This is a genomic window from Candidatus Amarolinea dominans, from assembly GCF_016704685.1.
GTDB classification, from domain to species: Bacteria; Chloroflexota; Anaerolineae; order SSC4; family Amarolineaceae; genus Amarolinea; species Amarolinea dominans.
On sequence record NZ_JADIZS010000006.1, the window covers coordinates 95,510 to 117,941 of the forward strand.

At 62.6% G+C, this 22,432-nt stretch carries 21 protein-coding genes; 9 read left to right on the forward strand and 12 right to left on the reverse strand.

Going from position 1 to position 22,432, the window contains the following annotated elements:
- Positions 1 to 127: 127 nt before the first annotated feature.
- The 7 genes from IPF85_RS05725 to IPF85_RS05755 all read right to left on the reverse strand — a co-directional run bounded on the left by IPF85_RS05725 (position 128) and on the right by IPF85_RS05755 (position 8,627).
- On the reverse strand, positions 128 to 1,822 hold the full coding sequence (locus tag IPF85_RS05725; RefSeq protein WP_343407111.1) for an ABC transporter substrate-binding protein: 1,695 nt from the start codon (positions 1,820 to 1,822) through the stop codon (positions 128 to 130).
- A gap of 92 nt (positions 1,823 to 1,914) precedes the next feature.
- Positions 1,915 to 2,631, reverse strand: coding sequence for an ABC transporter ATP-binding protein (locus IPF85_RS05730; protein WP_343407112.1), 717 nt, complete (start codon positions 2,629 to 2,631; stop codon positions 1,915 to 1,917).
- The gene (locus tag IPF85_RS05735) at positions 2,628 to 3,455 is read right to left on the reverse strand and encodes an ABC transporter ATP-binding protein (RefSeq protein WP_343407113.1); all 828 of its coding nucleotides are present in this window, start codon (positions 3,453 to 3,455) and stop codon (positions 2,628 to 2,630) included. The genes IPF85_RS05730 and IPF85_RS05735 overlap by 4 nt, the downstream gene beginning before the upstream one ends.
- A 12-nt stretch (positions 3,456 to 3,467) precedes the next feature.
- Positions 3,468 to 4,874, reverse strand: coding sequence for a branched-chain amino acid ABC transporter permease (locus IPF85_RS05740; protein WP_343407114.1), 1,407 nt, complete (start codon positions 4,872 to 4,874; stop codon positions 3,468 to 3,470).
- A 17-nt stretch (positions 4,875 to 4,891) separates the two neighbouring features.
- Positions 4,892 to 5,893 (reverse strand): branched-chain amino acid ABC transporter permease, encoded by a 1,002-nt coding sequence (locus IPF85_RS05745; RefSeq protein WP_343407216.1) that lies wholly within the window; start codon positions 5,891 to 5,893, stop codon positions 4,892 to 4,894.
- Between the two features lie 336 nt (positions 5,894 to 6,229).
- Positions 6,230 to 7,867, reverse strand: a complete 1,638-nt coding sequence (locus IPF85_RS05750) for a branched-chain amino acid ABC transporter substrate-binding protein (RefSeq protein ID WP_343407217.1) — start codon at positions 7,865 to 7,867, stop codon at positions 6,230 to 6,232.
- Positions 7,776 to 8,627: a branched-chain amino acid ABC transporter substrate-binding protein gene (locus IPF85_RS05755; protein WP_343407115.1), complete on the reverse strand. Its 852-nt coding sequence runs from the start codon at positions 8,625 to 8,627 to the stop codon at positions 7,776 to 7,778. The genes IPF85_RS05750 and IPF85_RS05755 overlap by 92 nt, the downstream gene beginning before the upstream one ends.
- Positions 8,628 to 9,062: 435 nt before the next feature.
- Here IPF85_RS05755 and IPF85_RS05760 point away from each other — a divergent pair, with 435 nt between their 5' ends.
- From IPF85_RS05760 to IPF85_RS05770, 3 genes are all read left to right on the forward strand, one after another.
- On the forward strand, positions 9,063 to 9,188 hold the full coding sequence (locus tag IPF85_RS05760) for a hypothetical protein (RefSeq protein ID WP_343407116.1): 126 nt from the start codon (positions 9,063 to 9,065) through the stop codon (positions 9,186 to 9,188).
- 72 nt (positions 9,189 to 9,260) lie between these two features.
- The gene (locus IPF85_RS05765; RefSeq protein WP_343407117.1) at positions 9,261 to 10,112 is read left to right on the forward strand and encodes a DMT family transporter; all 852 of its coding nucleotides are present in this window, start codon (positions 9,261 to 9,263) and stop codon (positions 10,110 to 10,112) included.
- A 13-nt stretch (positions 10,113 to 10,125) separates the two neighbouring features.
- On the forward strand, positions 10,126 to 10,425 hold the full coding sequence (locus IPF85_RS05770) for a hypothetical protein (protein WP_343407118.1): 300 nt from the start codon (positions 10,126 to 10,128) through the stop codon (positions 10,423 to 10,425).
- A gap of 26 nt (positions 10,426 to 10,451) precedes the next feature.
- Here IPF85_RS05770 and xseB read toward each other — a convergent pair whose 3' ends face one another.
- The 3 genes from xseB to IPF85_RS05785 are packed head-to-tail and all read right to left on the reverse strand — an operon-like array spanning position 10,452 to position 13,223.
- Positions 10,452 to 10,685: an exodeoxyribonuclease VII small subunit gene (gene xseB / locus IPF85_RS05775; protein ID WP_343407119.1), complete on the reverse strand. Its 234-nt coding sequence runs from the start codon at positions 10,683 to 10,685 to the stop codon at positions 10,452 to 10,454.
- Positions 10,675 to 11,892, reverse strand: a complete 1,218-nt coding sequence (xseA, locus tag IPF85_RS05780; RefSeq protein WP_343407120.1) for an exodeoxyribonuclease VII large subunit — start codon at positions 11,890 to 11,892, stop codon at positions 10,675 to 10,677. The genes xseB and xseA overlap by 11 nt, the downstream gene beginning before the upstream one ends.
- A 17-nt stretch (positions 11,893 to 11,909) precedes the next feature.
- Positions 11,910 to 13,223, reverse strand: a complete 1,314-nt coding sequence (locus IPF85_RS05785; protein WP_343407121.1) for a nodulation protein NfeD — start codon at positions 13,221 to 13,223, stop codon at positions 11,910 to 11,912.
- 233 nt (positions 13,224 to 13,456) lie between these two features.
- Here IPF85_RS05785 and IPF85_RS05790 point away from each other — a divergent pair, with 233 nt between their 5' ends.
- From IPF85_RS05790 to IPF85_RS05800, 3 genes are read left to right on the forward strand one after another with little or no spacing between them, the layout of a single operon-like run.
- On the forward strand, positions 13,457 to 13,942 hold the full coding sequence (locus tag IPF85_RS05790; RefSeq protein WP_343407122.1) for a nucleotidyltransferase domain-containing protein: 486 nt from the start codon (positions 13,457 to 13,459) through the stop codon (positions 13,940 to 13,942).
- A 57-nt stretch (positions 13,943 to 13,999) separates the two neighbouring features.
- Positions 14,000 to 14,206, forward strand: coding sequence for a DUF951 domain-containing protein (locus IPF85_RS05795; RefSeq protein WP_343407123.1), 207 nt, complete (start codon positions 14,000 to 14,002; stop codon positions 14,204 to 14,206).
- Between the two features lie 46 nt (positions 14,207 to 14,252).
- The gene (locus tag IPF85_RS05800) at positions 14,253 to 15,437 is read left to right on the forward strand and encodes a M24 family metallopeptidase (RefSeq protein WP_343407124.1); all 1,185 of its coding nucleotides are present in this window, start codon (positions 14,253 to 14,255) and stop codon (positions 15,435 to 15,437) included.
- Positions 15,438 to 15,591: 154 nt separating this feature from the next.
- Here IPF85_RS05800 and IPF85_RS05805 read toward each other — a convergent pair whose 3' ends face one another.
- A complete protein-coding gene (locus tag IPF85_RS05805; RefSeq protein WP_343407125.1) occupies positions 15,592 to 16,746 on the reverse strand; it encodes a hypothetical protein in 1,155 nt (384 codons plus the stop codon).
- A 253-nt stretch (positions 16,747 to 16,999) separates the two neighbouring features.
- Here IPF85_RS05805 and rocD point away from each other — a divergent pair, with 253 nt between their 5' ends.
- From rocD to IPF85_RS05820, 3 genes are read left to right on the forward strand one after another with little or no spacing between them, the layout of a single operon-like run.
- Positions 17,000 to 18,232: an ornithine--oxo-acid transaminase gene (rocD, locus tag IPF85_RS05810; RefSeq protein ID WP_343407218.1), complete on the forward strand. Its 1,233-nt coding sequence runs from the start codon at positions 17,000 to 17,002 to the stop codon at positions 18,230 to 18,232.
- A 39-nt stretch (positions 18,233 to 18,271) separates the two neighbouring features.
- On the forward strand, positions 18,272 to 19,246 hold the full coding sequence (locus IPF85_RS05815) for a UV DNA damage repair endonuclease UvsE (RefSeq protein WP_343407126.1): 975 nt from the start codon (positions 18,272 to 18,274) through the stop codon (positions 19,244 to 19,246).
- A 24-nt stretch (positions 19,247 to 19,270) separates the two neighbouring features.
- Positions 19,271 to 20,101, forward strand: coding sequence for a hypothetical protein (locus IPF85_RS05820; RefSeq protein ID WP_343407127.1), 831 nt, complete (start codon positions 19,271 to 19,273; stop codon positions 20,099 to 20,101).
- Between the two features lie 55 nt (positions 20,102 to 20,156).
- Here IPF85_RS05820 and IPF85_RS05825 read toward each other — a convergent pair whose 3' ends face one another.
- Positions 20,157 to 22,274, reverse strand: coding sequence for a carboxypeptidase regulatory-like domain-containing protein (locus tag IPF85_RS05825; RefSeq protein ID WP_343407128.1), 2,118 nt, complete (start codon positions 22,272 to 22,274; stop codon positions 20,157 to 20,159).
- Between the last annotated feature and the right edge of the window lie 158 nt (positions 22,275 to 22,432).

Here is a 22,432-nt window from a genome sequence, read left to right on the forward strand (position 1 = left end):
TCTCCACACGGTGGGTTCGCCCTATTTGACCAGGCGCCGCAGGGGGGCGCCTGGTCAACATGACAGACAACATTCTCCATTCAGACCGGGCGCCGCCCTGTTGCGGATCCCGGCGTACTCTTCACGCTTACTTCGGCGCGTTGAGGAAGGCGCCGAACAGGGCGTTGAAGTAGGTGAAGGTGCCGGTGCGGCCCTTGTGCAGCGGATTGGCGGCGTCCCACTGCACGGCATAGCTCGCCACCACGTCGTTGGCGTCGAAGGCGCTGCCGTCATGGAACTTGACGCCCTGGCGCAGGTGGAAGGTCCACTCGGTCAGGTCCGCGTTGGCCTCGTACTTCTCGGCCAACGACGGCTCCACGGCCGTGCCGCCGACCTTGTAGGCCAACAGCGATTCGGTCATCTGCTCGCACACGCGCAGCGACTCGCCATCTTCTTCATCGGCGCAGTAGAGGCTGATCGGTTCTGCGTTCTGCATCCACACCAACTGCTCACGGCTGCCGGCCTTCATGCTGGCGAAGTGCTCATTGCCCAGCGGGCTGGAATGGGCGCCGGTCACGTCTGCGCGGAACGCGGTGCCCGAGCCGCCATGGGCGACCGGGATCATGGGAACGTGCTTCTTGATCAGGCCATTGGCATCGGCGTAGATCTTGTTGCGCTCCGCCTGGTCGGACAGCGATGCCGCACGGCTGAGGGCGTCATGGACATCGGTGAAACCAGTGCCGAACTGCTGGCTGGCGCCCTTGCCAAAGTGATAGTCCAGGAAGTTGGTCTGATCGGGGTAGTCAGCGCCCCAACCCAGCAGATACATCGGCAGGGTTCCGGTCTTGGCCGTGTCGAGGAAAGCGCCGGACTCCATGACGTTGATCTTGACCGTGACGCCGAGATTAGCCTTCAACTGCGCCTGGAGGTCCTGGGCCACGAGGGCCGGCTGCGGCAGATAGCCGCGCACGACATCGCGGAAGGACAGTTCGGTCTCGAAGCCGTTGGGGAAGCCGGCATCGGCCAACATCTTCTTGGCCGCGGCGGCATCGAACTTGTACCACTCCTCGCCATCGCAGCCACCAGGGATGGCGCACGGCGTGAAGTGGCTGGCGACAACCGATCCCACCGGATAGAAGTTGTCCACGATGCGCTGGCGGTCAATGCCCATCGCGATAGCCTGGCGCACCATTTCATTGTCGAACGGCTTGACCAGGTTGCTGAAACCGAGATAGAAGACGTTCAAGGCTTCGCGTGGGTACAGCTTGAGTGCGCTGTCGCCCTCGATTACCTTGAAATCGTCCGGGCCAGGGTTGTCAATGCCGTCGGTGGTGCCGGACTGCAGCTCCAGCAAACGGGCGGCCGCTTCCTTCTGCCAGCGGAACACCAGCGTCGGTGACTGCGCCTTGTCGCCCCAGTAGTTGGGGTTGGCCTTCATGATGACGCTGTCGCCCTTCTGCCACTTGTCCAGCATATAGGGGCCGGTGCCAACCGGCTTGTCCAGCAGATCGCCGGTGCCGCCGGTCTTCTCCAGGTAATCCGAAGAATGGATGGCAAACGCGCTGAAGGCAACCTTGGATGGGAACGCCACGTCAGGCGCGCACAGGGTGAACTTGACGGTGTTGGCGTCCAGCGCCTCGATGCTCTTGAACGCGCCGCCATAGGCGCAGTCCGCGGCTGATACCTTCATCAGCTCCACGGGGACAGCGGTCGGTTCGGGGGGTTTGGTCGGCTCAGGCGCCTTGGTGGGGGTGGCAGCGCCGCTACAGGCGGCCAACAGGGTCGCCAGCAACATCACGATAACCAACAGACTAATCGTTCTTACTGTACTCACTGTACGCATACGATCTTCTCCTCTTAGCAGATCAAGATATTCGACACGGGGGCGACAGGGTCAGAGCACGGGCATGCGCCCGCCGCTATCGGGTCAATGGATCATCCGCCCAGGTAAGCCTGGGCAACCTGGGGGTCGTGTAACAGCTTATCGGCGTCCCCTTCCAGCACGATATGGCCCGTTTCCATCACGTACCCGCGATGCGCAATGGAAAGCGCCATGCGTGCGTTCTGTTCCACCAACAAGATGCTGGTACCTAGACCGTTGATTTCCACGATGATGCGGAAAATCTCCTCAACCAGGATGGGAGCCAGCCCCATCGAAGGCTCGTCCAGCAGCAGGATGTGCGGATTGCCCATCAGGCCGCGGCCGATGGCCAACATCTGCTGTTCGCCGCCGGAAAGGGTGCCGCCCTTCTGGTTGATGCGCTCACGCAGCCGCGGGAAGCTGACGAAGACGTGATCCAGCCGGCGCTTGATCTCCTTGAGATCGTTGAGCAGGAAGGCGCCCATCTCCAGGTTTTCCCTGACCGTCAGCTTGGGGAAGATGCCGCGGCCCTCCGGCACATGACTGATACCGGTCGCCACAATTTTGTGCGGCGGCACGGCGGCCAGGGAACTCCCGTTCAGCTTGACATCGCCGTGACGCGGGCGCACCAGGCCGGAGATGGCGCGCAGGGTGGTGGTCTTACCCGCGCCGTTGGCGCCGATCAGGGTGACGATCTCACCCTTGTTGACGGTCATCGAGATGCCTTTGAGGGCATGAATCTGGCCGTAGTAGGTGTGCAGGTCTTGCAACACCAGAATAGGATCGCTCATGCTGCACCTCCGACCGCGGGCGCAGGCGTGCCAGGCCGCACGGCGTTCATCAATTCCTCCTGCGCCTGGCGTCCCAGGTAGGCTTCGATCACCTGGGGGTTCTTGCGCACGGCGCCAGGGTCGCCTTCGGCAATCTTCTGTCCGTAGTGCAGCACGGTGATATATTCAGAAATGCCCATGACGACGCGCATATCATGCTCGATCAAGAGGACGGTGATGCCCAGTTCATCGCGCAGGCGCCGAAAGAGGCCCATGGCCGCCTCTGACTCACTGGGGTTCATGCCGGCCGTTGGTTCGTCCAACAGGATCAGCTTTGGCTCGGCGGCCAGGGCCCGGGCAATCTCGATGCGGCGTTGGGCGCCATAGGGTAGATTCTTGGCCAGTTCATCGCCAACGCCTTTGAGACCTACGAAGCCCAGGAGATCTCGCGCCTTCTCGGTGGCGGCGGCTTCCTGTTTCTTGAATGAGCCGCTGCGCAAAACGGCGCCGAAGGCCGTGCTGCGCAGGCGGGTGTGCATGCCAACCAGCAGATTTTCGATCACCGTCATGTTGTGAAAGAGGCGGATGTTCTGAAACGTGCGGCAGATGCCGATTTCTGTAATCTGATCGGGGCGCTTGCCGCTGAGGGCATGACCGTCGAAGATGAACTGGCCTTCGTCCGGTTTGTAGATACCGGTCATGATGTTGAAAAAGGTTGTTTTGCCGGCTCCGTTGGGGCCAATGATACTGGCAATCGCGCCCTGTTCGATCTTGAAATCCACGCCATCCACGGCCACGAGGCCACCAAAGCGCTTGGTGATGTGTTGAGCTTCCAGTAAGGCCACCTGCATCCTCCTTTACGCGGCTGCGTCTGCCAGTGGGGCCGATTCATCCAGGTCCAACACCGGGCCTGCGTCGCCGTCTCCATGCTCCTTCAGCTCCATGCTGCGGCGCTTCGATGGCAGGATGCCGGCGGGGCGGAAGATCATCATCAAGATGAGGATGATGCCAAAGACCAGCTTCTGGTAGCGTGCCGGATCGAGTTGACTCGGCAACTGCGCCCAGGGCAGGCCAATCAGCGGAATGACGCCGGCGCCCTGGCGCAGACGGCTTAGTTCCAGGGACAGCGTCTGTAGAAAATCAATGTTGAGCAGCACGACCAGGGACGCGCCGAGCACCACGCCCGGAATACTGCCCAGGCCGCCCAGGATGACCATGACCAGGATGGTGATGGATTGCAGCAGGGAGAAGGTTTCCGGGCTGACGAATGTGCGATTGGCCGCGTAGATCACGCCCATGGCGCCGGCAAACGCGGCGCCAGTGGCGAAGGCGGTCAGCTTGGTGCGGGTCAGCGGGATGCCCATGGCGATGGCAGCGACTTCATCCTCACGCACGGCCGTCCACGCGCGGCCAAGTTTAGAATCTTCCAGGCGACGGGCCACGATGATGACGATGATCAGGACGACCACGGCCAGGAAATAGAAGAACAGGCTGTACATGTCCCCGCGTGTCACCTCGCGCCCCACCAGACCAGACAGGAGGTGGCTGATCGGGCCATTCAAGAAGAATTCGGGCAGCGGTGGGCGTTGCACCGGGGTGATGCCTTGCGGGCCATTGGTCAGATTGATCGGTTTGTCCAGGTTATTGGCCAGGACGCGAATCACTTCACCGAAGCCGAGGGTCACGATGGCAAGGTAATCGCCGCGCAGGCGCAGCACCGGCAGACCGAGCATGATGCCGGCTATGGCGGCCAGGCCAATGCCGCCGAAGACAAAGAGCCAGAACAGATTACCGTTCAGCGGAAAACCGGTCTGGGTGGCGGCCGTGCCGGCCACCTCGTGGAGGTGCCAGAGCTGCTGCGAGCCGAAAATGGCCCAGGAATAGGCGCCGACCGCATAGAACGCGACGTACCCCAGGTCGAGCAGACCGGCAAAGCCCACCACGATGTTGAGGCCCAGGGCCAGGGCGGCAAACACGCAGACCTGAAAGCCAATTTCAAGCAGGAAGGGGTTACCCGATCCCACCAGGGGTACGAGCAGAAAGAGCAGAACGCCCGCCAATGTGAGCTTGGTGCGCTGACCGTTGGGCAGGGAGAAGATGAAGATCACAGACGCCATGAAGAGCAGGCGCCAGAGGAGCGCACGCGGGTTTTGCAGGAGGAAGAATGTGACCACGGCAATGTAGACGACCGTCAGGATCAACGCCACGGGACCGCGTCTCAGAAAGGCGAAGGGCGACGGTGACGTTTGCTGTGCGTTTGTCATACGTATTTCCTCCTTGCTCAGGCCTTCTGCGCCACTTGCTCACCCAGGAGGCCGGAGGGCCGGAAGATGAGAATGATAATGAGAATGCCGAAGGCGACAATGTCTTTATACTCAGCGCCAAACGCGCCCTTGGTGAAGATAGAAAGGTACGAAGCGCTGACCGATTCGAGCATGCCGAGCACGATACCGCCGAGCATGGCGCCGGTGATGTTGCCGATGCCGCCGAGCACTGCGGCCGTGAAGGCCTTGAGACCGGGGAAGAAGCCGACGAAAGGATCAATACGCGTAAACTTGAGAGCAAAGAGCACGCCCGCGGCCCCGCCCAGCGCACCGCCGATGAGAAAGGTCAAGGCGATGATGGCGTTGACGTTGATGCCCATCAGGCTGGCCGTGCGCTGATCTTGCGCCACCGCGCGGATGGCCTTGCCCACCTTGGTCGCGTTGACCAGGTAATTGAGGCCAATCAGCATCAGCAGCGCCACAACGATCACAATGACCGATTTGATCTGCACGTCCATGATGATGGCGCGCTCACCCAGGGGCACCGAAAACAGCTTGATACGCGTGTCGAAATTGCCAAAGGTGGGAAACGAGCGATAGAACTGACCACTGGTGATGCTTTGGATGAAGCGCATGGCGTCCTGCAGGAAGAAACTGACACCGATGGCCGAAATGAGCGGCACCAGGCGCGGGGCGTTGCGCAGCGGTCGGTAGGCCACACGCTCGATACTCACCGCCAGCAGCCCGGCTATCACCATGCCCAGCACGATGGCCACAATGACAAAGGCGTAGCTGGTCAGCACGGGAGCACCCTGTAAGGCGCCACGGCCCTTGAGAAACAATAAAAATTCCACCCCTGCAAAGGCGCCGAACATAAAAATTTCGCCGTGTGCAAAGTTGATGAATTCGAGAACACCGTACACCATCGTGTAACCCAGGGCAATGGTGGCGTACACAAAGCCGAGCACGACGCCGTCCAGGATGACTTGGGGAAGAATCAAGAGAGTGAGCTGCAGGATGTCCTGGTCAGGGCGCGTTCCCCTGAGGAGAAACGCGACCGACACGACAAACAGAGAGACGACAAGGCTAGTGCCGAGCACGAAGACCAGCATTTGGCCGAGGGGGCGCAGGATTTCGCGCAACGTCGTGTTTTGGAGCAATCGTTGCATGGGCGCATCCTTTTCTGAAAGAGTGGTTAGCCTCTCGCCAGCATGCTGGCGAGAGGCCCTAGACGAGCGTTTGCGCAACGCCATCCGAGCGTAACGGTCGGCTCACGATGGTCATAGGGCGGAAGCCGGGTTGCCGGTTGCGTACAAACTTGCAACTCGGCCTCCCGGCCCCGCAGGCTGTCAGACTTACTTGGCGGGCGGTGCGATGTCCAGCGTCTGTGCGACGGTGTTATCGCCCCACTTGGCCGCATCGGACGACTTGACCTGGATGACGAAGTACTTGGCCGAAGCCAGATCGCCCAGGTTATTGAAGCTCAGGTCGCCGGTGATGCCCTTGAAACCGGCGGTCGCACGCACGGCCGCGGTCACATTGGCGCGGGTGGGCTTGGCCTTAGCCGCAGTCGCGGCGGTTTCGATACTCTTGAGGCAGATGCCCATCGAGTCGTAGGCCTGGGCGCTGAAGGGTTCGGGGTTGGCGCTAAACTTGGCCTTGTAGTCGGCAATGAACTTGGCCGTGGCCGGGTAGACATTGGCCGGGCCGGCAACGGTGCTGTAGTACATGCCCACCACCGACTCGCCGCCCAGGTTGACCAGTTCGGAACTGTCCATGCCGTCAGGTCCCATGAACACCGACTTGACGCCCTTGTCCCGTGACTGCTTGAAGAAGATACCGGCTTGCGGATAGAGACCGCCAAAGTAGACCAGGTCGGGTGCATTGGCCACGATCGGGGTAATCAGGCTGTCGAAGTTCGCCTGTTCTTCCGTGCCCTCGAAGCCCAGCACCTTGATGCCGTCCTTCTCCGCGGCCTGGCGGAAGAACTCCGCCACGCCCTGGCCGTAGGCCGTCTTGTCATGTATGATGTAGGCGGTCTTGATCTTCAGGGTGTTGAGTGCGAACTGCTCGCCCACCACGCCCTGCACGTCGTCACGACCGACGATGCGGTTCACTTCGACGTAACCACGATCCGTCACCTTCGGGTTCGTGTTGGCCGGACTCACCATCGCTAACTGTGCGGTGTGATACTCCTCGGAACTTGGAATGGCAACGCCTGAGTTCAGGTGACCCACCACGCACAGGATGTCAGGGTCGGCCACGATGTTCTTGGCATTGGCAACGCCCGTGTCTGGCGTCGCCTGGTCGTCGAAGGGCACCAACTGCACCTCGAAGCCCATCCCCTTCAGGGATCCGCCTAACTGCTCCAGCGCCAACTGCGCGCCGTTCTTGATCGCCACACCCAGCACTGACTGCGGCCCGCTCAACGGACTCTGCGTCGCAACCTTGACCATGCCGCTCAGCTTAGGCGCCGCGGGTGCAGCACCCGGCGGTGCGATGTCCAGCGTCTGTGCGACGGCGTTATCGCCCCACTTGGCCGCATCGGACGACTTGACCTGGATGACGAAGTACTTGGCCGAAGCCAGGTCGCCCAGGCTGTTGAAGCTCAGGTCGCCGGTGATGCCCTTGAAACCGGCCGTGGCGCGCACGGCGGCGGTCACACTGGCGCGGGTTGGTTTGCCCGTGGCCGCGGCTGTCTCAATGCCCTTGAGGCAGATGCCCATCGAGTCGTAGGCCTGGGCGCTGAAGGGTTCGGGGTTGGCGCTAAACTTGGCCTTGTAGTCGGCAATGAACTTGGCCGTGGCCGGATAGACATTGGCCGGGCCGGCAACGGTGCTGTAGTACATGCCCACCACCGACTCGCCGCCCAGGTTGACCAGTTCGGAACTGTCCATGCCGTCAGGTCCCATGAACACCGACTTGACACCCTTGTCTCGTGACTGCTTGAAGAAGATACCGGCTTGCGGATAGAGACCGCCAAAGTAGACCAGGTCGGGTGCATTGGCCGATCAGGGTAATCAGGCTGTCGAAGTTCGCCTGTTCTTCCGTGCCCTCGAAGCCCAGCACCTTGATGCCGTCCTTCTCCGCGGCCTGGCGGAAGAACTCCGCCACGCCCTGGCCGTAGGCCGTCTTGTCATGTATGATGTAGGCGGTCTTGATCTTCAGGGTGTTGAGTGCGAACTGCTCGCCCACCACGCCCTGCACGTCGTCACGACCGACGATGCGGTTCACTTCGACGTAACCACGATCGGTTACCTTCGGGTTCGTGTTGGCCGGACTCACCATGGCCAACTGTGCCGTGTGATACTCTTCCGAACTCGGAATCGCAACGCCTGAGTTCAGGTGTCCCACCACGCACAGGATGTCCGGGTCGGCCACGATGTTCTTGGCATTGGCTACGCCCGTATCCGGTGTGGCCTGGTCGTCGAACGGCACCAACTGCACCTCGAAGCCCATCCCCTTCAGGGATCCGCCCAACTGCTCCAACGCCAACTGCGCGCCGTTCTTGATCGCTACACCCAGCACTGACTGCGGTCCGCTCAACGGACTCTGCGTCGCAATCTTGATCATGCCGCCTGCAGGTTTGGGGGCGTCGGTGGCTTTGGGGGCGTCGGTGGCTTTGGGGGCGTCGGTGGCTTTGGGGGCCGCGGTGGCCGGCGCCGCGGTTGGCGTTGCAGCGCTGCCGCAGGCTGCCAACAGCACAGAGGCTATCAACAGCACGGCTAGTAGACTATACACTCGCTTGGACATACGTTCTCCTCCTGACTACAACTGACTCAACTGGCATATTTAGTGGGCACCTGCCCAGATAATGGCGATATTATCGTAGAAAACGGGCAACGTATCAGGAATCACTTAGACGATGGGTAGGCCGAGGCATAACGGCCAATGACAGGGGAGTTGATCCAAGTCGTTAGCGCCATCTCCACGCGCCGATGCGCAAAATCCTATGGCTAACGACAGAAAAAACAAAAGCGATGCTGCCTTGCGCGGGAATGAAGATTGGGCACGATTATAGGAGAGGGTGTCAATTTTGTCAAACACCTGTTGGAAGGGAAAAATCCCAAGAGCGCCTTGCGCCTGCCCGCGTGGGCGACTTGAAGGTAGATGGAAAGTAGCTTGAAAATTCGCCGCGGCAATGGTATAATGCCGACCATATCATCAATCCAGGAGGATTAGCGAAGAATGACTCGAAAATCAAACAACACCCCCAAACGTGATTGGCGCCAGGTCGTGCTGATCATTCTCAGCCTGTTTCTCATTTTGACCATGGCGCTTGGTTATGTGTTGCCGTATCTACTGCCGCAATAGCGCGGCGTCAGCACGGGGTGCATGTGGCAACTGCCCCTGGCCCAATGCTTCAGGCGACGCCGGTGTGGCCGCGTGACCGAACAACGTCAGGGCCTGTTCCTGGTCGCGCTGGCCGTTTTTTTCTTCTCCACCAGCCCCGTCCTGGTACGCTGGGCGGCTCCGCTCAGCGCGTATGAGATTGCCACGGGGCGCCTGTTGGTGGCCAGCCTGGCCGTGTTGACGTTGGCGCGGCTGCAGCAGCAGCCCCTGCGCGTGGCACGCGGTGATTGGGGACGCTTCGCTGTTTTCGGGTTGATCACCGCGCTTCATTTCCTGTTCTACATCGCCTCGCTCACCTACACCACCATTGCCCATTCGCTGGCCATCGTCTACACCGCGCCCATCTTCGTCAGCCTGGCCTCGGCCTGGTTCTTGAACGAACCGATGCCGCGGCGCAAATGGGGCGGGGTGGCGCTGGCGGTGGTTGGCGTTGCCATCTTGGCCAGCTTCGAGCCGACCTGGAACACACGGATGGCCTTTGGCGATCTGCTGGCGCTTGGCTCGGCCATCACCTTCGGGCTTTACTCGGTGGCCGGACGTTCACAACGCGCCGCGTATCCCCTGTTGACCTACGCCGGCCTGGTCTACGGCCTGGCTGCCGTCTGGGCCTTGCCGGCCGCGGTACTCAGTTTCAACCCGGCCGCGTACGGCTGGCAGCAAGTCCTGGCGGTCATCGGTTTGGGCATCCTGCCGCTGGGAATCGGGCACACGCTCTACAACGCGGCCCTGCGCCGCATGCATGCCACCTACGTCAACCTGGTCGCCACGCAAGAAATCACCGGTGGTGTCCTGCTGGGTGTTTTGCTCCTCGGCGAAATTCCCAGCCCTGGCAGCCTCATCGGTGCGCTGGTGACGCTGGCGGGCATCGCCTTTGTCATTCTGTAACGCTGGAGTAAACATGCCGACACGCATTGACTGTCGTTATTACTATGAGGATTATCACCGGGGTCGTGACGTGCAGGAGTGCCGATTGCCGCAGAGTCGGGAGTCGGCGGCCTGGAATCCGAACGTGTGTAACTCCTGCCCGGTGCCGGGGATTTTGCGCGCCACGAACACCCGTCATCTGGCGTTGGAGGGTACCATCAAATCCCGCTTCTTGCTGGGAAACCGCATGACCGTCTTCGCCATTTGCACCCGCCACAAGCAGCAGCTCAGCGATCCCCGCGTATGCCCAGCCTGCGCCAGCGAAAGCGCTTAGTGGCCGTTCATGGGAGCCGGTCTGCGCTACGCGTCGCGCTCGTTCCAGCCGCTAAAGTCCACGGCGCGCAGCGCGTCAGTGCCAGGTGTGGCCACAACCTGGCGCACCCGTAGGTCGGCCTTGTCCAGCCATTCGTTGCACACCGCGGCCAATGACACGCCCTCTTCGTACAGCGCCAGCGACTCCTCCAGCGCCAAGTCACCCTGTTCCAGCTTACGCACGACTTCATCCAGGCGTTGGAACGCTTCTTCAAATGTCATCTGTTGTTACCTCCGCTTCGAATGTGCCGCCGGTCACCTGTATGCGCAGGCGTTCACCGGGCGTGACCTGTCTCACCTGACGCACCACGGCTCCGCTGATCTTTTGCTGCACGATGGCATAGCCGCGCGCCAGCACTTGTCGTGGATTGAGCGCCTCGACGCGGGCCTGCTGCGCGCTGACCCGCGCGTGGGCCAACGTCATGCGCCCCTTGATACGCGCCTGGCCGCGCCACAGGAGTTCGTCAATGCGCTGCCGCCGATAGGCGATGAGCTGCTGCGGCGACACCCGTGCCAACAACCGCCGGTGCGCCTGCACCTCGCGCCGCATCGCCACCAGACGCGCCTGCAGGTGCGTCGTCAGCAGGCCGGAGAGGCCGGCCACCTGCTGGCGCAGGTCGCGTTGATCGGGCACCACCAGCGCGGCCGCGGCTGTGGGCGTCAGCGCACGCACATCGGCCACAAAATCGGCAATGGTATAATCAACCTCGTGCCCCACCCCGCTGACAACCGGCACCGCGCTGGCGTCAATGGCGCGGGCGACGCGCTCCTCGTTGAACGCCCACAGCTCTTCCAGCGAGCCTCCGCCCCGCGCCACGATGATGACGTCAATCGGCTCCACCGTGGCCGACCAGCGATTCAGCCGCTGGAGCGCTGCCTCAATCTGCGCCGGCGCTTCGCTGCCCTGCACCAGGGTAGAGGCTAGAAGCACATCCACCAACGCATAGCGCGCCTTGAGGGTGCGCAGGATATCGCGTAGAGCCGCCGCATCAGCCGAGGTGACGATGCCCACGCGCCGCGGCCAGGCCGGCAGCGGCCGCTTGCGCGCCGGGTCGAACAGCCCTTCGGCCAGCAGCCGCGCCTTGAGCGCCTCGAAGGCCTGGTTCAACTGCCCCAGGCCCGTGGGCTGCAGCAGGTCCACCACCAACTGCAAACGACCCTGCGCCGGGTAAACATCCACCTTGCCATGCGCCTGCACCAAATCGCCGTGGGCGGGCACACGACGCAGATGCGCAGCCTGGCCGCGCCACATGACACACTCCAGCGTCGCCGCGCCGTCTTTCAACCGAAAGTAGCAGTGGCCTGAGCCGGCGGCCTGCGTGAACTGCGACACCTCCCCCTGCACCCACACATCCTGCAGCGCGTCATTGGCCTGCACGGTGTTTTTGATGTCGCTGATCAGTTGGCTGATGCTGATGACGGTCGGCATGAGTACGGTTTGCCTCCTCAGGCGCTGCGACGTACCAGCAGGCGCATGCCCTGACGGCCAATGACTTCAACCTGGGCGCCGGCGGCCGCGGCGCCTTCCGCAATCTCCGCCTGCCACAGCTCGCCGTTGAAAAATACCTGGCCGCGCGGCTCCAGTGCGCTGCGCACCTCGGCCCGGCTGCCGATGAGCGCCTCCGCACCGGTGGCCGGGCGCCGGCGCCGGGCGCTGAGGACCTTGGCCATGGCAAAGGCAAAAAAGGCCGCGGTACACAGCGCCAGCGTAATGATCGTCGGCCAGGGTACGGCCGTGTAAGGTGTATTGAACAAGATACCTGCTCCTACGACAAATGAAGTCACGCCCCCCAGGGTCAGTGCGCCGTGGGTGGGTGCTTTGATGTCCAGAATGAAGAGGGCGAAGGCCAGGATGATGAACCCCAGGCCGACCCAGTTCGCCTCCAGCGCGCCCAGGCCATAGAAGGCCAGCAGCAGCGCAATGACGCCAACGACACCAGCCGCATACCCGCCGGGGCTGGAGAGTTCATATAGCAAGGCGTTGAGTCCCAAGGTCAACAGAATGGCTGCAATGGTCGGGTTCGCCACGGCGTTCAGCAGGTCTTCGAGCAGCCCGAATGGCACCTTGTTGATTTGCACCGCTTCCGTCTGGAAGGTCTGCTCGCGGCCGTTGACCGTCACCGTGAAACCATTCATCTGCGCCAGCAGGTCATCCAGGTCACGGGCGATGAAATCAATCACGCCCAAATCTTTGGCCTCATCGGCCGTGGCCGCGCGGGCCTCTTCCACGGCCTGGCGCGCAAATTCAACCGCCTTCTCCCCGCGCCGCTTGGACAGGTTTTCCGCATCGGCTGACAGGATGTTGACCAGCTTGCTCTTGATGGTGTCTGGCAATTCGGCGCCGCCTTCGCCCACGGGGCTGGCCGCGCCGATGCTGCTGCCCGGCGCCATGGCCGCCACATGCGCCGCCAGCGTGATCAGCGTGCCAGCGGAGCCGGCATGAGCGCCGCTCGGAGAAACGTAAACCACAACCGGCACATCAGACTTCAACAATAACTGCACGATGTCCTGCATCAGGTCCACACTGCCGCCCGGCGTATCGAGTTGCAGGATCACCGCCTGGCTGCCGTTAGCCTGCGCCTGCGCAATGCTGCGCTCCAGATAGCTGACCAGGACCGGCGTCACCGGGCCGCGGAAGGTCAGCACTTCCACAGCCGGCGTCTGGGCGTAGGCTGAGCGCCCTCCGCTGAAGATGGTCAGCGTGACCAGGAAGCCATAGAAAGCCAGGAGTAAACGCTGGCGCCACGACGATTGTCGCATAGGTCTCTCCACAGGGGATAATCACATCAGCGGCGCAAGATCATCTGGCCGCTATGCCTGAATTATACCGCACACGCCGCGCAAAGTACAGAGGGAGGGCAGAAGTGCAAAGTGCAAAGTGCAAAGTGCAAAGTGGCTGTGTCTTACGAACGAGTGGCTGCATGAGTCCCCAACTCGTGACTTTGGGCACATGGGATGATCGGTGTATAATCTGCAGCGTGAGGAGGAATCGTATGACCCAAAACGCGTTGACTCAAGGAGATCGCTTGCCGTTGGCGGAAGTCGTCGCGGCTTTACAGGCTGGGATGGGCGAGCGCCTGGTCAGTATCGTACTATTTGGATCGCGCGCGCGCGGCGATGCTCATGCGGATAGCGATTGGGATTTGTTGGTCATCGCGCGCGATTTGCCGCAAAAAACGTTGGCACGTCATCTGTGGTTGAAAAATATGCTACCGGTATCCTGGCGAGGCGCGGTGGCAGTGATTGCTAAGACCCCGGAAGAGTTCACTGCACGGCTGTCGAGCCTGTATCTCGATATTGCACTTGATGGACTCATTCTTTATGATGCAGCTGGGTATGCCGCGCAACGCGTGTCCCAGGTACGTCGGCTGATTGAAAAGCAGGGTTTGTATCGCGAATCGCACCACAACGACATGCAATGGCACTGGCGACATTTCCCCGGGCGAACGTGGTCGTTGGAATGGGAGGTATCTCCATGACAAGCCATCTCGATGCCCAGTATCGGCTAAGAGTGGACTTGGGGGTTCTGAAGGAATATGCCGCTCGAACTCTCTCTGGGTGATATCGTCCGCTTGCGCAAGCCGCATCCGTGCGGTGGTTATGATTGGGAGGTGGTGCGCCTGGGCGCGGACATTGGCATCCGCTGCCTCACCTGCCAGCACAAAGTTCTCCTCGAACGGCGCGACCTGGAACGGCGCCTCAAGACCTTCGTCAAACGGGCCGTCGTTCCCAAGCAAGAATAATATCTCGCTCGGACACGAACCATAGTATGGATAGTAGGATGAACCGATGACAAACCTTGTGGAAATTCAGCAAGCACTACAGCAAGCCGGCCTCGATGGCTGGCTCCTCTTTGATTTTCGCGGCATGAACCCCATTGCCCGCCAGGTGGCCGCACTGCCAGAGGAAGGAGTCTTCAGCCGGCGCTGGGTCTACTGGATTCCAGCCCGCGGCAAAGCCACCTGGCTCGTTCATCGCATCGAAGCCGGCCCTTTTACCGGCTCCGGCGCCCGTGTCTACACCTACGTGACCTGGCAAGAACTGACCCGCGGGATCCAGGACTTGCTCGGCCATGCCCAACGCATCGCCATGGAATTCTCGCCTGGCGGCGCCATCCCCTACGTGGCACGCGTGGACGCCGGCACCATTGATCTGATTCGCAGCCTGGGCGTGGAAGTGGTCTCTTCGGCCGACCTGGTGCAGTGGGTGCAGGCGCGCTGGACGCCCGCGCAGTTGGCGCAGCACCGTGTGGCCGCCCGCCTGCTCGATCAGATCAAGGACGAATGTTTTGCCTGGATGACCGCGGAACTGCGCGCCGGGCGTTCTCCTGGCGAGGTCGAGGGCCAACAGTTTGTCATGCGCCGTTTCGCCGAGGAGGGCTTGATCACCGACCACCCGCCCATTGTGGGCATCAACGCGCACAGCGGCGATCCACACTACGCGCCGACTGCGCAGCGCCAGTTCTTCCTCAAGCCCGGCGATTTTGTCTTACTCGATCTGTGGGCCAAGCTCGATCAGCCCGGCGCGGTGTTTGCCGACATCACCTGGGTGGCCTTTGCCGGCGCTGAGGCGCCCGCCGCGCAGCGCCAGGTTTTCGACATCGTCGCGGGGGCGCGCGATGCCGCGGTGCAGTTCATTCAGCAGCGTTTGGCCGCGGGGCAGGGCGTGCAGGGGTTTGAGGTGGACGATGCCGCGCGCGCTGTCATTCAGCAGGCCGGCTATGGCGGGGCTTTCTTCCATCGCACCGGCCACAGCATTGACACCAACGGACACGGCAACGGCGTCAACATGGACAACCTGGAGACGCACGATGAGCGCAAGCTGATCCCCGGCGTCGGCTTTTCCATCGAGCCGGGCATCTACCTGGCCGATTTCGGCGTGCGCAGTGAAATCAACATGATCGTCGGCGACGGTTTTGCCGAGGTGACCACCCAGCCGGTGCAGAAGGCCATCGTTTCCCTTCTCGCCGAATGAATTCGGGGCGAAAGGGCGTTCCGCCGCAAGGTCGGCCTGCGCCGACCGGCATTGCGCCCACGCAGGTGGACGCCCGGCGGAACGCCCACCAGGCGCGATTTCAATCGCTCTGCTGCGCCGACCGGCATTGCGTGGTCGCAGGTTGCCTGAATAGTTACCTGACGACCACGATGCCGGGCATGCGGTATTCGTCGTAGTTGCCATCGGGAAAGACGAGGCGCAGGCGCAGGTCGTAGCGGCCGGCCGCGTAGCGCCCCGTGTCCCACAAGGCCAGGGTGTTGCGTTCGATCGGCTGACTGCTGGAGGTCAGCCACAACCATTCTTCGCTGCCGGCGCGCGCCACGTGCAGATCGAAGCGCTCGAAGCCCGGCCCGCTCGCCCAACCCCAGATGCGCACCTGGCCGCTGACCGTCTGCTCGCTGCGCGGCCCGTAGATGCCCGGCCCGGCCAGCACCGGCGTCGCAGTCGGCGTTGGCACAGGCAGTGGCGCCTCGTTGACCGTCTCGAAGTCACTGACCAGCATCTCACGCACCTCGCCGCTGCGCAGATGGACGCGCAGCCGCAGCGCGTAGATACCATCAGGCCAGCGCCGTGTGTTCCAGACGCCAAGCACACCGCTTGACACCGTGCCCGACAGCGCGCGCAGGAGATCGAACCCTTCGCCATTGTCCAGCCCCAGGTGCAGTTGATAGCTCAGTTGCCCGGTGACATTGGCTGTCCCCCGGATCGTCACCATCCCGCGCAGGGCCACGCCGGGCAGCGGTTCGGTGATGGTCAGGACCGTCGTGGCGGCCAGCGGGGTGGCGGTGGTCGTCGGCGTTGCTGTGGCCGTGGGCACAGCGGTTGGTTCTGGCGTAGTTCCCGGCGGCAATGCCGTGGCGGTGAGGGCAGCGGCCGCGGCGGTGGCGTGGATCGTGGCCTGGTTGACCAGGTAGATGCTGCTGGTGTAATAGTCGCGGTAATCCCCGCTCTGCGTCACCAAGCGCAATTGCAGGCTGTAGCGTCCATCCGGGTAGGGCGGTGTGAACCAGGTGAACAGCGGCCCATCCACCACCACGCGCTCGACCGTTGTCAGCCAGATGCGCTGCAGCAGCGGACCGTCAGGGATCAGATAAAGCTCGTAACGCTGAAAATTGTCAATGGTGGCCGTGCCACGAATCGTCACGGCGCCCATGACCGCCGCACCCGTGGCCGGCGACGTGATGCCTGGCTCGGCCGCGGCCGGGCGCGCCAGAATCAACAGGGGCAAGGTCAGACAGCAAAGGAGGATGGCACGCGGCCATCTCGTGTCGAAAGTTCGTTTCATCACGGCCATTGGTTTTTCAACGTCGTATTATTTTACCACAGCGCCGGTCGGCCCGGCAATCATCGTTGAACGGTTGACTGGTCGGCGCGACCTGACGCTCGTCAGTGTCAGGCCGCGGCCAATCGGTTAGACTGCAACCAACCGCTGTGTTACAATCGAGTTCCAACGGCCCGGCGCTGCGGCGTCAGGGTGAGTTGCAGAAAGAATCGTAGAAATCACAGCCGATTTCAGCCTATCTCAAGGAAGAGAAAAAATGATGCTCACACAAGATTACATTCACCTCGATGAAACCTACGGCGCCCACAACTACAAGCCCCTCGATGTGGTCATCGCCCAGGGCCAGGGCGTTTGGGTCACCGATGTCGAAGGCCGGCGCTACCTGGACTGCCTCAGCGCCTATTCGGCGGTCAACCAGGGGCACTGCCACCCGCGCATCGTGCAGGCCCTCATCGCCCAGGCGCAGACACTGACGTTGACCTCGCGCGCGTTCCGCAACGACCAGATGGGCCTGTTCCTGCAAGACCTGTGTACCCTGACCGGCTATGAGATGGCGCTGCTGATGAACACCGGCGCCGAAGCGGTCGAGACCGCGGTCAAGATGGCGCGCAAATGGGGCTATCAGCGCCGTGACGTGCCGGAAGACCAGGCTGAAATCATCGTCTGCGCCGACAACTTTCACGGCCGCACCATCAGCATTATCAGCTTTTCCACCGAGCCGCAGTACCGGGCCGGCTTTGGCCCCTTCACGCCCGGCTTCAAGGTGACGCCCTTTGGCGATTTACGCAGCCTGGAAGCCGCGTTCAGCGCCAACACCGTCGCCTTCCTGGTCGAGCCGATTCAGGGCGAGAGCGGCGTTCATATTCCACCGGCCGGCTATCTCAAACGGGCCAAAGCCCTGTGCGAGGAGCATGAGGTCCTGTTCATCGCCGATGAGATTCAGTCTGGCCTGGGGCGCAGTGGCAAGCTCTTTGCCTGTGACTATGAAAACGTCAAGCCTGACGTGATGATTATCGGCAAGGCGCTGTCCGGCGGCTGTTATCCGGTATCGGCCGTGCTGGCCTCAGCCGACATCCTGAGTGTCTTTCGCCCTGGCGAACATGGCAGCACCTATGGCGGCAACCCGTTGGCCTGCGCGGTGGCCCGCGAGGCCATGAAGGTGCTGGTGGAAGAAGATTTGATCGAAAACTCGGCCCGGCTGGGCGCCTATTTCCAGGAGAAGTTGCGCGCCATCGCCAGTCCCTTCGTGCAGGAAGTGCGTGGCAGGGGGCTGTTCATCGGCGTCGAGCTGAAGCCAGAGGCCGGCGGCGCGCGCCGCTTCTGCGAAGCCCTCATGCGCGAGGGCCTGCTGTGCAAAGAGACGCACGAGCATGTCATCCGCTTTGCACCGCCCCTGGTCATCACCCAGGCGGAGATTGACTGGGCGCTGGCGCGCATCGGCTTGGTGCTCATGGGGCAGTTTGCCGGCGCACCCGCGCTGGCGCTGGCCTGAATCCGCCGCTGCATCTTTCTGAATCTGTGAGAAGGCCCAATGCATCTTGGCTTCCCGGTTGCCGTGCAGGGGCGCCCCGGTTTACGTGCCTATGACAGCCGTTCTCCCCAGGCGCCAGACGGATCAGGCCCGCACCTCAGTGTGAGCCTGACCTATCTGCGCGACATTCTGCGCTATCTGGCGCAGACGCACATCCGCTTCTATCGCCTCTCCAGCCGCCTGGCGCCGCACCTGGCCTTTCCCCGGCATCCTGAACTGACGGCGCAGGTTGATCAGTGCCAGGCTGAGCTGGCCCACACGGCCGACCTGTTGCGCCGTGACCGCGTGCGTTTCACCATCCACGCTGAGGCCAGCGTCATCCTCGACAGCGCGGATGCCACGCTGACGGACACCAGCCTGGCCCACCTGCGCGGCCTGGCCGGCCTGCTCGATCGCCTGGGCGCGGGGCCGGAGGGCGTGGTGGTTGTCCACACCGGCGGCGTCTACGGCGACAAGGCCGCGGCGCAGGCGCAGTTTTGCCGCAACTTCACGCGCCTGCCGCCGGCGGTGCAGGCGCGGATGGCGCTGGAGAATGATGATGACCGCTTTGGCCTCAGCGACGTGCTCTGGATACACCGCCAGACGGGCGTGCGCCTGGTCTTCGACCGCCTGCATCACCTGGTCTTCAACCCGGATGGCCTGGACGAATTCGAGGCCCTGGCCCTGGCGCTCAGCACCTGGCCGCGCGGGGTGCGGCCCAAGGTTCACTTCGCCTCCCCGCGCACCGCGTTCAACGTGCTGACCGCTCCTGAGCCGGGCGGGCCGCGCCGTCTGCTGGCCGCGCCGCGCTGGACGCAACATGCCGATTATGTCAATCCATTCGAGTTTGTGGACTGGCTGCGACGGGCCAGGGCGTTCGGGCTGCCCGATTTCGATATCATGCTGGAAGCCCGCGGCCGTGACCTGGCGCTGCTGCGCCTGCGCGCCGATCTGGAGCAGTTTGCCCCAGACGTACGAGGCTGGATCGAAAGCTAGAGGACCGATCACCAGGAGGTACCCATGCCTGTTTCGCTCAACCTGGACGATTTACCCGCGCCGGGTCATCAGCGCGTGCTGGTGGCCGTGCTGCCGACGCCCGCCGACTTGACGCGGGCCGCTGAAGAAGGGTGGTACCGGGTGCCGGTGGCCCGTGCGCCGGCACAGATGGGCGCCGACTACCTGGCGTTTTACCAGACCGGCGCCTTTGCCCCGGCCGACCGCTGGCAAATTGCGACCCTGGCAGCCGTGCGGCGCGTCAGCATCGCCCGCCGCGTGGACTTGCTGCCCGCGGAGCCGCAGCACCCGCGTGCGCACGACGAATACTACCGCATCGAGTTGGGGCCGCTGTGGCGCTTGCCGCAACCGATCCCCAGCCGGCGCCTGCGTCGCATCACCTTCATCCCCACCACGCTCGCGCGGCTGCTCAGCGCGCGCGAAATCAACGATCTGTGGGACAAGGGAACCGCGCAGGATCGCCTGTGGAGCGCCCTCTTGAACGCGGGGCTGGAAGCCGAGCGCCAGGTGCCGTGGGATGAACCGCCGGATGATGACGTGACTGATCTGGACGATGTGTGGGGCGTGGCCGAGACGCCTGAGCAACCGCCGATTGACTTCGCCCTCTACGGGCGCAGTGGCCGGGTGGCGGTCATCTACGCAGCAGATCTGGCCGCTCCGCTGCCGGCAACGGTCAGCCCGCGCAGTCTGCGCGAAGCCGGCGATCAACGTTACGCGCTGGCCGCTGCCGGGTGGACGCCCGTTTTCCTGGACCCCGAACATTGCTGGCGCCAACCCGACGCCTGCCTGCGGGAGATCACGCAGGCGTTGGCGCAGGTTCAGGATGCTAAGGAATGAGAATTAAATAAGTGTCCGCTCTCACTGCCTGGCTGAGCAGCTACGAATTTTGACTTTAGTGACGACGCATCACTGTGGGAATGTAGACCGGCAGGGCGGTTGCGGGCGTTCCCTGGGCCACTTTGAGATCCCCGTTCGTGGTATCGTAATAGGCGGCGTAGGCCGTGTTGCTCTGATCCAACGCCAGGGCTACGTAACGCCCCACTTCGCCGGCGCCGTCCAGGATGTTGATGTCCCAACTGCCGCCGCGCAGTTGACCCACTTTGAGGTTGTGCGCGTTGTCGTCGTAGTAGGCCACCAGGGGAGCGTTGCGGCTGTCGAGCGCCAGGGCAGCAAAGCCAACCAGGCCGGTGTCGGCAACCGTTGTCACTACCCAGGAGGTTCCAGCCAGGTGTGCGTATTTCAGGGTGTACTGCGTCCAGTCATAATAGGCCAGGTGCGGATTGCCCAGCATGTCTACGGCCAGCGAGACGTAACCGCCCACATCGCCGGCGCTGTCCACAACCTGGATGTTCCAGGGATAGGCGATCTTGCCGCGAGCCACCTTCAAGTCGCCGTTGTTGGAATCGTAGTAGCCGATCTGAACAACGTCGGCGCTGTCAATGTCCAGGGAAACGTAACTGATCGAACCGACGTTGTCAATGAGTTGCAGATTCCACAGCGCGCCGTTGTAATACACATGCTTGAGCGTGGCGCTACCCGCATCAAGATAGGAGATGTGGGGGCGATTGGCCGAGTCCAGCGCCAGGCTGATGGCGCCGCCCACCGTTCCGCTGCCATCCACGGTCTGAATCTGCCAGGCGCTGCCGGTCCACTGCGCCAGTTTGAGGTTGCCGTGGGTGTCATCGAGATAGGCGATGAACGGGCGATTCATCGAATCCACCGCGATCGCGGTCTGACTGCCGACGGCGTCGCCGTTGGCGCCATCCACGGTTTCGATGCTCCAGGCGCTGCTGCCCCAACGAGCGTATTTGAGATCGGCTGCCAGGCTGTCGTAGTAGCTGATGTGGGGTTGGCCGCCGTAATCCAATACCAGGCCGGTGGCTTCGCCCACGTTGCCGGCCGCGTCCACCACGCTGAACGACCAGTCTGTGCCGCTCCAGGCTGCGTATTTCAACAGGTTGTGCGTCATGTCCAGGTAGCTGATGCGGGGGCGGGCAGTGCCGTCAAGCACGATCGAGGTGTAGGCGCCGGTATCGTCGGCGCTGTCAACCGTTTGGATGGCCCAGGTGGCGCCGGTGCGCCGGGCGTATTTCAGATCGCCGTGGGTCCAATCGCGATAGCTGATGTAGGCGCGGTTGGCTGCGTCCAGGGCCAGTGAGGTTTGGCCGCCCACATCATCGGCGCTGTCCACGACTTCGGTCTGCCAGCCATTGCCCACCGCGCGCGTGTACTTCAAATCGCCGTTGGTGCTGTCGTAAAAGCTGATGTGGGGAATGCCGCTGCTGTCCAGGGCCAGCGAGGTATCGCTGCCCACTTCGCCATCCGCATCCACGAGCTGCGTGATCCAATCGCTGCCGGTCCAGCGGGCGTAGCGCAGATTGGCCGCGTAGACATCGTAGTAGCTGATGTGGGCGCGGTTGCTGCTGTCCAGGGCCAGGGAGATGTGCCGCGCGACCAGGGACTCATTGCCCACAGACTGGATTTCCCACTGGCTGCCGGTCCAACGCGCGTATTTGAGCTTGCTGTGAGTGTCGTCATAGTAGCTGAAGTGGGGGCGGTTGTTGCTGTCCAGGGCCAGGGCGGCGCTGGAACCGACTTCGCCGTTGGCATCCACGATCTGGATGACCCAGGCGTTGCCCGACTTGCTGGCGTAGCGCAGATCGAAATTGGCGCTGTCGAAGTATCCAATGTGCGGACTGCCGTTACTGTCCAGCGCCAATGAGGCGTAGGCGCCCACGCGTATCGAGCTGTCCACCGTTTCGAGCTGCCAGGCGGAGCCGTCGTGCCAGGCGTAGTAGAGATGGTCGCCGCCGTAAGCGATGTGCGGCCGGCCCTGGCTGTCCAGGCGCAGGCTGCGCGTGCTCAGCTCATCGAGGGCCTTGGGGCAGTCCACGCAGCGAATGTCCCAGGTGTAGCCGGTCATGGGTGCGTGGTTGGCTCTGTGGGGAACGGCGCCAGCCTGCGGCGCGGGCGCCAGGCCAGAAAGGATGAGGAGCAAAACGATGGTCAATGCCCCTCTCTTGTGCAGGCGGCCGACGATCCAGGGGCTTGGCGACGCGGTGGATGAGCATTGTGCAGGCGTGTGATCACGGTGAACTCCTCGCCAGGATGAACGATGCCCACATCCAACGGATATGGGCATCGAGGTGAAAGAAACAGCGGCCCCCC